Here is a 280-nt window from a genome sequence, read left to right on the forward strand (position 1 = left end):
CATCAGCTATTCCACCGGCAGCACCGATGCGGCCTTCCTGCCCGGCGGCACCGCCACCGCGACCCTGACCCATGTGGTCGATCAGGACGATGTGGACGCAGGCGGCCTCAGCAACAGCGCCACCGGCACCGCGTGGATCGACCTTGATGGCGACACCCTACGCGCCACCGACAGTTCCGAGGATGTCACCGACACCACCGACACTGCCGTCACCACCACCATCGGCGCCGTCTCCGCGATCGCATTAACCAAGACTGCGACCCTGAACGATGGCGGCGAC

General features: G+C 66.4%; 1 protein-coding gene. It reads left to right on the forward strand.

Going from position 1 to position 280, the window contains the following annotated elements; genetic code table 11:
- Positions 1–280 (forward strand): DUF7507 domain-containing protein (locus tag HJ536_RS20770; protein ID WP_228028851.1); only part of this gene is annotated, 280 nt, incomplete at both ends.

The sequence above is a fragment of the Donghicola mangrovi genome, assembly GCF_013377535.1.
GTDB classification, from domain to species: domain Bacteria; phylum Pseudomonadota; class Alphaproteobacteria; order Rhodobacterales; family Rhodobacteraceae; genus Donghicola; species Donghicola mangrovi.